Origin of the sequence: Pseudocitrobacter cyperus, from assembly GCF_039889165.1 — a bacterium.
GTDB classification, from domain to species: Bacteria; Pseudomonadota; Gammaproteobacteria; order Enterobacterales; family Enterobacteriaceae; genus Pseudocitrobacter; species Pseudocitrobacter cyperus.
The window spans coordinates 1,701,511-1,712,056 of the sequence record NZ_JAYMYY010000001.1 but is presented as its reverse complement, the minus strand read 5'-3'; the positions used below and the strand labels follow the sequence as shown (position 1 = coordinate 1,712,056).

Sequence of the window (10,546 nt, the reverse complement as noted above, 5' to 3'; positions counted from 1 at the left end):
ATGAGAACACCAACGCAACATGAACCCTGGCTGTTGGCGCTGCTGAGCGTCGCCCGCCACTACCGCCTCGATTTTTCCGAAGAGAACGTGCGCGTTGCGGTGAATCAGGGCACCAATTACTCCGCCCGTGAAATTCAGGAAGATATCGCCCGCCAACTGGGGCTGGGGCTACGCTTTACGCCACCTGATCTCTCGCTTATCGACCCCTGGCGACTGCCGCTTATTGCGGTGCTCGACAGCGAGGCTGTCGCGGTTATTTCGCGCATGGATGGCGAAGGGAATTTTATCCTGCTGATGAGCGGCGATGGCGAACAGCAAACGGTGGTGAGCCGTGATGAGCTGGCGTCAAGGCTGACTGCACTGGCGGTTGCCAGGCCGCAGGATACCATTCCCGACGTGCGCGTCGATGAATACATCAAACCCTATAAAAAGAACTGGTTCTGGCAACTGGCGCTAAAAGACTGGCGACGCTACAGCGACATTATGCTGGCGGCGCTGGTGGCTAACGTGCTGGCGCTGAGCGGGATGATTTTCTCCATGCAGGTGTATGACCGCGTGGTGCCTTCCCAGTCGGAAGCGACGCTGTGGGTGCTGTTCGGCGGCGTCATGCTCGCTATCGCGTTTGAATTTACCATGCGTATGATCCGCGTGCATATTTCAGACGTGGTCGGCAAACGCGCCGATTTGCGTATCTCTGACCGCGTGTTCGCGCGTGCGTTGCGTCTGAAGAATAACGCGCGTTCAAAATCGACCGGAACCTTTATTTCCCAGTTGCGGGAGCTGGAGTCCGTCCGTGAACTGATCACCTCCACCACCATCAGCACGGTGAGTGATATCCCGTTCTTCCTGCTGTTCGTCTTTATTCTGTGGATGATTGGCGGCCCGCTGGTGTTTGTGGTGCTGCTGGCGATCCCGCTGCTGCTGATCCCCGGCATGTTAATCCAAAAACCGCTCTCGAAGCTGGCCAACGACGGTATGCGTGAAAGTGCAATCCGCAATGCCACGCTTGTTGAGGCGGTACAGGGTATTGAGGATATCAAACTGCTGCGCGCCGAGCGCCGTTTCCAGAATCAGTGGAACAACAGTAATGACGTTGCGGCCTCGATAAGCATGAAACAGCGCTGGTTGACGGGGTTACTGATGACCTGGACCCAGGAGGTGCAGTCGATTGTTTACGCGGTGGTGTTGCTGGTGGGGTGTTATCTGGTGATGTCTGGCGATATGACCACCGGGGCGCTGGTGGGGACGTCCATTCTGGCCTCGCGCACCATTGCGCCGCTGGCGCAGATTTCCGGCGTCCTGTCGCGCTGGCAGGCGGCGAAAGTGGCGCGCAAAAGTCTTGATGAACTGATGAAGCGCCCCGTTGATCAGCCTGAGCCGCGCGAACGCGTGCATCGCACCAATCTTAACGGCAACTACCTGCTGGATAACGTCGGTTTTTACTACGACGAAGAGGAAAAGGTGAATGTCCTGACCATTGCGAAGCTGGAAATTAAAGCCGGTGAGAAGGTGGCGATACTTGGCCGCAACGGATCGGGGAAAAGCACATTATTACAGCTACTGGCGGGCATGCAGGATCCTCAGGCCGGAACAGTATCGCTCGATGATATCAGCCTGCCGCTGCTGGATGTTGCCGATGTGCGTCGCGATATGGCTTTTCTCAGCCAGAACTCACGGCTCTTTTTTGGCTCGGTGCGGGAAAATATCACCATGGGCAAGCCACTGGCCTCTGATGACGATATTCATCGCGCACTGACCATGAGCGGGGCGCTGGAGTTCGTCCGCCAGCAGAAAAATGGCCTGAACTATCAAATTCTGGAAGGCGGTTTTGGCCTTTCCGGCGGGCAGCGTCAGGCGCTATTGCTGGCGCGCATGCTGATCACCCAGCCGAATATTGTGCTGATGGATGAGCCGACGGCCTGGCTTGACGAGATCAGCGAACAGCGGCTGATTGGCCATCTGGAGCAGTGGATCGGCCGTCGCACGCTGGTGATCGCCACCCATCGATTGGCGATCCTCCATCTGGTTGATCGTATTATCGTACTGGAAAAAGGCAAGGTGGTGATGGATGGCCCGCGCGATGCGATCCTGAAGCAGCAGCGACCGGGTGAAGCCGCGAAACCGGCGGCGACTGCCCGGCGTGCGACGTTATCACGCGCAGCGGCAGACGGCAGCAAGGAGGAGACCGTATGAGACGCGAAGATCTTTATGATGGACACTTTAATGAACCGCCTCTGCCGCGTTCGACCATCGTCGCCTGGGTACTGGCTCTGCTGTTGGGGTTGTTTGTGGTCTGGGCATGGTTTTTCGAACTCGACGAAGTGACAACCGGTAGCGGTACGGTCGTGCCGTCATCGCGGGAACAGATAATCCAGTCGCTGGAGGGCGGGATTTTGTACCGCCTGAGTGTGAAAGAGGGCGATATCGTTGAACGTGGGCAGGTGCTGGCACAGCTCGACCGCACCAAGACAGAGTCCGGCGTGCAGGAGAGTCTCTCGCGTTACAATGCCGCGCTGGCGCGCGCTGCGCGTTTAAACGCAGAGGTGAATGATACGCCGCTGACATTCCCGGAGGAACTGACACAATATCCGTCGCTGATCACCCAGGAAACGCGCCTGTATGAATCGCGCCGCAGTAGCCTGGTCGAGGGGATTAAAGGCCTGCGGGATGGCATTGTGCTGGTGGATCGCGAACTGGCGATGACCCAACCGCTGGTGCGTAAGGGGGCGGCCAGCGACGTTGAAGTGCTGCGTCTGCAACGGCAGAAGAACGATCTCAATAGCCGCATCACCGAAATGAACACCCAGTATTATGTACGGGCGCGAGAGGAGTTATCGAAGGCCGAAGAGGAAATTGCCGCTCAACGTTCCGTTATTCGCGGGCGTACAGATTCCCTTGACCGCCTGGAGTTTACCGCGCCAGTCACCGGGATTGTGAAAGATATTGAAGTGACCACCGTCGGCGGCGTCATTCCACCCAACGGCAAACTGATGAGTATGGTGCCGCTTGATGATCAAATGCTGGTTGAGGCGCATATTTCGCCGCGTGATGTGGCATTTATCCATCCCGGTCAGGATGCGCTGGTTAAAATCACCGCCTATGACTATTCGATATATGGCGGCCTGAAAGGTGAGGTCGTTATGATTTCTCCCGATACTATTCAGGATGATGTTAAGCGCGATGTTTATTATTACCGGGTATATATTCGTACCGACCACAACTTTGTTGAGAATAAAAGCGGCCACAAATCACCGATTTTCCCGGGAATGATTGCCACAGTCGATATTCGTACCGGTAGTAAAACGGTGCTCGATTATCTGATTAAGCCGTTTAATAAAGTGCAGGAGGCGTTGCGGGAGCGGTGAGGGGCACCCTCACCCTAACCCTCTCCCCAAAGGGGCGAGGGGACGGATTGTGCACAGTTGCTAAGTTCTGCGCCGGTTTTCTCCCTCTCCCTGTGGGAGAGGGCCGGGGTGAGGGCATCGGTGCGCACATTTCCCCCTCACCCTAACCCTCTCCCCAAAGGGGCGAGGGGACGGATTGTGCACAGTTGCTAAGTTCCGCGCCGGTTTTCTCCCTCTCCCTGTGGGAGAGGGCCGGGGTGAGGGGGAAAATGCTCACAAACCCCACTCACTCCCTCTACCCCTTCTCATTAATTCCCTTGCTATTTGTTTTTAACCTGATAATAACCTCCGGGATTATATTACCTAAATAGTCATGTTTATCGTTTGTTTACTATTTTATTGCATGATCATATCTCGTTAATAAAATGTTTTATCAGGATTGTCTAATTTCGAATTAATTATCTAAATAAGCCAACTTGATCCTGTTTTTACATTTTGTTACATGTTGCGGCTATTTATTTCTGAGTATTTCCATAACGTATAAAGCGCTTCACAAAGAAGCTCGTATGAATACGCTTTTTTAGCACTTCATACTCTTAAAACTAAATATAATGATGGTGGCTTAATATGAAAAAAATTCTCGCAGTCGTTATTCCTGCCATTCTGGCCGCAGGCGCAGCACACGCAGCAGAAATCTATAACAAAGACGGAAACAAACTCGATTTATATGGCAAGGTTGATGCTCGTCATATTTTCTCTGACAACAAAGGTGCTGATGGCGATAACACCTATGTTCGTTTGGGCTTCAAAGGGGAAACGCAGATCAATGACCAGTTAAGCGGTTATGGTCAGTGGGAATACAACATTCAGGGCAACAAAACCGAAGATGGCGCGGACACCGCAACCCGTCTGGCGTTTGCCGGCCTGAACGTCGGTGAATACGGCAGCTTCGATTACGGCCGTAACTATGGCGTTATCTACGACGTTGAAGCCTGGACCGATATGCTGCCGGTATTCGGTGGCGACTCTTACACCGCAACCGATGGCTTTATGACCGGTCGCGCCAATGGCCTGGCGACCTATCGTAACAACGGCTTCTTCGGCCTGGTTGACGGTCTGAATTTCGCCGTGCAGTACCAGGGTAAAAACGGCGGTGAAGGTGAGAACACCAACGGTCGTGCAAATGTTCTGAAACAGAACGGCGAAGGCTGGGGTGGTTCCGTCTCTTACGAATTTGCGGAAGGCTTCGCGGCAACCGCGGCTTACTCCGGTTCTAAACGTACTGCTGAACAGCAGACGCAGACCAACAACACCGCAGAGAATGCCGAAGCCTGGGCGGGCGGCCTGAAGTATGACGCGAACAGCCTTTATCTGGCGGCAACCTACGCAGAAACCCGTAACATGACTGGCGGCACCTATGATGTCGGCACCGTGGTCTTCGACAAAACCAAAAACATTGAGCTGGTTGCACAGTATCAGTTCGATTTCGGTCTGCGTCCGTCCCTGGCGTACCTGCAGTCTCGTGCCAGCAAAGACGGCTTTAGCGAAGCGGATGTTGTGAAATACATCTCCGTCGGCGCTAACTACTACTTCAACAAAAATATGGCCGTCTACGCAGATTATAAAATTAACCTGCTCGACAGCGATAAAGACGAAGTGCGCACACTGGGTCTGAACACGGACAACCAGGTGGGTATCGGCGCTGTTTACCAGTTCTGATGCGCCAAACGCCAGCCGCAGGCTGGCGTAAATATCATACCCTCTATGCCTTTGTACTGCCGGGTGGCGTTGCGCTTACCCGGCGTACTTTTTAATCACTCTGTCCTTATTCCCACCGTTTCGATATTATTGCGCGTCTAAAAATAATCCTGCGCCAGGAAAGAGTGAGATTTTGCTACGTCCCCTTAAATTACCGCTACTCCTAAGCACGGGAATTTTCCTGACGGGCTGTCACTCCTCGCTTTCCAGTAATCCCGTTGATACGCTGGACAGCAATACCTCGCTGCAAACACTCTGCCATGTGCCATTAGCCGCGCAGATTGAGCAGCTCGCTGACCGCCATTTTGCGCGTCATCGCTCCACCGCCCTGGTGATCGGTATTATTTCTCAGGGCCAGCCCCCGCAAATATTTAGCTACGGTTTTACTGATTCGGACAAACGTATTCCGGTAACGGGTGACACCCTGTTTGCCGTCGGTTCTGTCACTAAAGGCGTGACGGCGGAAATTGCCGCCGTGCAGGTGCAAAACCGGGCGCTGACATGGCGCTCGACCCTCGGAGAACTGTTGCCGAATGGGGAAACGCTCAGCCCGGATGCGCAAAAGATTACCGTCGAACAGCTTGCCAGCCACACCGCAGGCCTGCCAAGACAGGTGTTCGATTTACCGATGCTCGGCAAACTGGTGCGCTACGTCTTTACCGGTAAACAGTTCTATGACGATCTGGATCGCGGCGATTTTCAGCACTATCTTCGCACCTTCCGTGCGCCAGAAGCGGTGGCGGTGAATTACTCCAATCTGGGGTATGCCATTTTAGATGATGCGCTGGAGCAGACCGCATCGAACACCATTCCGCGGATGGCGCAACAGATGATCTTCACCCCACTGAAGATGGCGCATACGGGCTATCAGCCGGATAAATTACCCGGCTATCTGCTACGGGCGCGAGGGCAGGCGGGCGATCAACCCAAATTTGTGGCGCGCGGCGAGGTCATCCCGGAATGGCGCTTCAGCCACAATATGGTGGGCGCGGCATCGATGTGGTCGACGGGCAACGACCTGCTGCGCTACTTACAGGCACACCTCTCCGGTTCGGGAAACCCGCTGCTTGACCGCGCTTTCACTGATGCGATGACCATCCGCTATTTCCAGAGCGGTAAGGATGCGGCGGCTCTGGGCTGGCTGGGGTATTCAGCTTATGGCCAGACTCTACTTTATCAATCCGGTTTTATTGGCGGCTACAGCAGCTATATCGGCCTGGATAAACAACACGGTAACGCCATCGTGGTGCTGCAAAATAGTTTCAACTGGCAGAATGATATTGGTCATCGGCTGCTGTTACGTATGGCGGTAGCCAGCGAACATCCGCAGATCTGCGCAACGCGCTAACGGTGCGGCCGCTTGTTTAGCTGAGTTCTGTTCGCCTGTTCTCTGAGCCCTGTCGGAAGCAGCCATAAAGCAGGGCAGAGTAGAAGACATATCACGCGCGCTTGACCCATGACAAAGCGCCGCGTTTCGCCTGCTCCGTATAATCGGGCCTGTTTGCTTACTGATGGTATGAAAAAATGGCTTATCAACTGAACCTTAACTGGCCGGAATTTCTTGAGAAATACTGGCAAAAAAAACCTGTTGTACTGAAAAAGGCGTTCGCTAATTTTGTTGATCCGATTACGCCGGATGAACTGGCCGGGCTGGCGATGGAGCCGGAAGTCGACAGCCGACTGGTAAGCCATTTCAATGGTAAATGGCAGGCGAGCAACGGCCCGTTCGAACATTTTGATGACCTTGGCGAAACGGGCTGGTCGCTGCTGGCGCAGGCGGTGAACCACTGGCATGAACCGTCGGCCGAACTGGTGCGTCCGTTCCGCGTGCTGCCGGACTGGCGTCTGGATGATTTAATGATCTCCTTCTCCGTGCCGGGTGGCGGCGTGGGGCCGCATATCGATCAATATGACGTGTTTATTATTCAGGGCATGGGTAGCCGCCGCTGGCGCGTGGGCGACAAACTGCCGATGCGTCAGTTCTGCCCGCATCCGGCCTTGCTGCATGTCGATCCGTTTGAGCCTATCATCGACGAAGATCTCGAACCGGGCGATATCCTCTATATCCCGCCGGGATTCCCGCATGACGGCTTTACTCATGAAACGGCGCTGAATTACTCCGTCGGTTTTCGTGGGCCGAACGGTCGCGATCTGATCAGCAGCTTCGCCGACTATGCGCTGGAAAACGATCTCGGTAGCGAGCACTACAGCGATCCGGATCTCACCGTGCGCGATCACGCCGGCCGGGTGGAAGAGTATGAACTGGAGCGCCTGCGCGGCATGATGGCGGCGATGATCAATCAGCCGGAAGATTTTAAACAGTGGTTCGGCAGCTTTGTTACCACGCCGCGCCACGAGCTGGACATTGCCCCGGCAGAACCGCCTTATGAGCCGCAGGAAGTCATTGAGGCGCTGCTTGACGGCGAGTCGCTGGTGCGTCTGAACGGGCTGCGCGTGTTGAATGTCAGTGGCAGCGTGTTTGTGAACAGCGAACCGCTGGATGTCACCGACGCGCAGGCGGCAGACGCGCTTTCCCGCTATACGACGCTGGGTAAAGCGGAGCTGGGCGATGCATTGAATAGCCCGGTATTTGCCCAGGAGCTGACGGCGTTGATTAACCAGGGGTATTGGTTCTTCGACGAGTAAGGCGCCTTTTCCCACTCACCCTAACCCTCTCCCTCAAGGGAGAGGGGACTGATTGTGCACAGTTGCTAAGTTCCGCGCCGGTTTTCTCCCTCTCCCTGTGGGAGAGGGCCGGGATGAGGGCATCGGTGCGCACATTTCCCCCTCACCCTAACCCTCTCCCTCAAGGGAGAGGGGACGGATTGTGCACAGTTGTTAAGTTCTGCACTGGTTTTCTCCCTCTCCCTGTGGGAGAGGGCTGGGGTGAGGGCATCAGCGCGCACATTTCCCCCATTTTGCATTTCCCTAACATACGCGGTATAACACTACCTTCACCTGGATGTTTAGATGTCCATACGTTTAGAAGGTCATAATGCAAACACAACAACAAGGTGGGCAACTTAAGCGCACCATGAAGACCCGCCACCTGATCATGCTGTCGCTGGGTGGCGTTATTGGTACAGGGCTATTTTTCAACACAGGCTATATCATCTCCACAACCGGTGCAGCAGGTACGCTGCTGGCGTATCTGATTGGCGCGCTGGTGGTCTGGCTGGTGATGCAGTGTCTCGGCGAACTCTCCGTGGCGATGCCGGAAACCGGGGCATTCCACCTCTACGCCTCCCGCTATCTCGGCCCGGCGACTGGCTATACCGTCGCCTGGCTTTACTGGCTCACCTGGACGGTGGCGCTGGGTTCCAGCTTTACCGCCGCTGGATTCTGCATGCAGTACTGGTTCCCGCAGGTGCCTATTTGGGCATGGTGTCTGGTATTCTGCGTGCTGATTTATTCCCTGAACGTTATTTCAACGCGCTTCTTTGCCGAAGGGGAGTTCTGGTTCTCGTTGGTTAAGGTCATCACCATTATTGCCTTTATTATTCTTGGCGGCGCGGCGATCTTCGGCTTCATTCCCATGCAGGATGGCTCCCCGGCGCCGGGTCTGCATAATCTCACGGCGGAAGGCTGGTTCCCGCATGGTGGGTTGCCTATCCTGATGACCATGGTGGCGGTGAATTTCGCCTTTTCCGGTACCGAACTTATCGGCATCGCCGCCGGGGAAACGGAAAACCCGCATAAAGTCATTCCTGTTGCCATTCGCACGACGATTGCCCGGCTGATCATCTTCTTTATTGGCACCGTGTTTGTGCTGGCAGCGCTGATCCCGATGCAGCAGGCCGGGGTGGAGAAGAGCCCGTTTGTGCTGGTATTCGAAAAAGTCGGTATTCCTTACGCCGCGGATATTTTTAACTTTGTGATTCTGACCGCGATCCTCTCGGCGGCGAACTCGGGGCTTTATGCGTCCGGGCGCATGCTATGGTCGCTCTCAAACGAACGCACATTACCGCACTGTTTTGCCCGCGTTAGCAAAAATGGCGTGCCGCTGGTGGCGCTGTCGGTCAGTATGCTGGGCGGTGTGCTGGCGCTTTTTTCCAGTATTGTCGCGCCTGATACGGTGTTTGTCGCTCTGTCGGCCATTTCCGGTTTTGCCGTGGTGGCGGTGTGGCTTAGCATTTGCGCCTCGCATTTTGTTTTTCGTCGTCGTCACCTGCAACAGGGCAGGGCGCTGAGCGAGTTACAGTACCGTGCGCCGTGGTATCCGCTGGTGCCGGTGCTCGGCTTTATTCTTTGTCTGGTCGCCTGTATCGGCCTGGCGTTTGACCCGAGTCAGCGCATTGCGCTTTATTGCGGGCTGCCGTTTGTCGCGCTTTGTTATGGCGCTTATTATTTGACGCGTTCCCGTCAGCCTGTTCAGGAGATCCAACATGTCGCAGAGTAACCCTTTAACCGCCATTCTTGAGCGCGAACCTTTCGTTCTGCTGGACGGTGCGATGGCAACCGAACTGGAAGGGCGCGGCTGTAACCTCGCGGATAGCCTGTGGTCGGCGAAAGTATTGATGGAAAACCCGACCCTGATTCGCGATGTGCATCTTGATTATTTTCGTGCCGGGGCGCGGGTGGCAATCACCGCCAGCTATCAGGCGACGCCCGCAGGATTTGCCGCGCGTGGGCTGGATGAGGCGCAATCCCGCCTGTTGATTGCCCGTAGCGTGGCGCTGGCGCAGGAAGCGCGCACGGTGTATCTGGCGGAAAATCCGCAGGCGGGCGCGTTGCTGGTTGCCGGCTCGGTCGGCCCCTATGGGGCGTATCTGGCCGATGGCTCCGAGTATCGTGGCGATTATCAACGTAGTGCGGAAGCGTTTAAGGCGTTCCATCGCCCCCGCGTTGAAGCCTTGCTGGAAGCGGGAGCCGACCTGCTGGCCTGCGAAACGCAGCCGTCGTTTAGCGAAATTTCAGCGCTCGCGGAATTGCTGACGGAATATCCGGCGGCTCGCGCCTGGTTCTCCTTTACGCTACGTGATGCGCAACATCTCAGCGATGGCACTCCCCTTTGTGATGTTGTGGCGATGCTGGCCCGATATCCGCAGGTGGTGGCAGTGGGGATCAACTGTATTGCGCTGGAGAAAACCACCGAAGCGCTGCGGCATCTGCACAGCCTGACCGCGCTGCCGCTGGTGGTTTATCCAAACTCAGGCGAGCACTACGACGCGGTGAGCAAAACCTGGCACCATCACGGTGAAGCGTGCGACACCTTAGCCCATCATCTGCCGGAGTGGCTGGCCGTCGGGACGAAGCTTGTCGGCGGTTGCTGCCGGACAACGCCTGCGGATATTGCGGCGCTGGCAGGGTGATTTCTTCCCTCTTCCGCCGGAAGAGGGATCGCCACTTTTTAACTATCTAATCCCGTTTTTTTTCTAAAAACGAAAAAGCATTAACAAGACCTTTTAATTCCTTTATCAAACTACGCTGCCCGGAAATACTGC

Annotated in this window: 7 protein-coding genes; all 7 read left to right on the top strand. The window is 55.4% G+C overall.

Annotation, left to right across the window (positions count from 1 at the left end; genetic code table 11):
- Nucleotides 1–2,193, top strand: coding sequence for a type I secretion system permease/ATPase (locus VSR74_RS08295; RefSeq protein WP_347794221.1), 2,193 nt, complete (start codon nt 1–3; stop codon nt 2,191–2,193).
- Nucleotides 2,190–3,365, top strand: coding sequence for an HlyD family efflux transporter periplasmic adaptor subunit (locus VSR74_RS08290; protein WP_347794220.1), 1,176 nt, complete (start codon nt 2,190–2,192; stop codon nt 3,363–3,365). Before VSR74_RS08295 ends, VSR74_RS08290 begins: the two co-directional genes overlap by 4 nt.
- A gap of 606 nt (nt 3,366–3,971) precedes the next feature.
- Nucleotides 3,972–5,063, top strand: a complete 1,092-nt coding sequence (gene ompC / locus VSR74_RS08285) for a porin OmpC (protein WP_347794219.1) — start codon at nt 3,972–3,974, stop codon at nt 5,061–5,063.
- Between the two features lie 172 nt (nt 5,064–5,235).
- Nucleotides 5,236–6,450: a serine hydrolase domain-containing protein gene (locus VSR74_RS08280; protein ID WP_347794218.1), complete on the top strand. Its 1,215-nt coding sequence runs from the start codon at nt 5,236–5,238 to the stop codon at nt 6,448–6,450.
- 176 nt (nt 6,451–6,626) lie between these two features.
- Nucleotides 6,627–7,748, top strand: a complete 1,122-nt coding sequence (locus VSR74_RS08275; RefSeq protein WP_347794217.1) for a ribosomal protein uL16 3-hydroxylase — start codon at nt 6,627–6,629, stop codon at nt 7,746–7,748.
- Nucleotides 7,749–8,097: 349 nt separating this feature from the next.
- Nucleotides 8,098–9,501, top strand: a complete 1,404-nt coding sequence (gene mmuP, locus VSR74_RS08270) for an S-methylmethionine permease (protein WP_347794216.1) — start codon at nt 8,098–8,100, stop codon at nt 9,499–9,501.
- The gene (gene mmuM / locus VSR74_RS08265; RefSeq protein WP_347794215.1) at nt 9,488–10,414 is read left to right on the top strand and encodes a homocysteine S-methyltransferase; all 927 of its coding nucleotides are present in this window, start codon (nt 9,488–9,490) and stop codon (nt 10,412–10,414) included. The genes mmuP and mmuM overlap by 14 nt, the downstream gene beginning before the upstream one ends.
- Nucleotides 10,415–10,546: the final 132 nt, after the last annotated feature.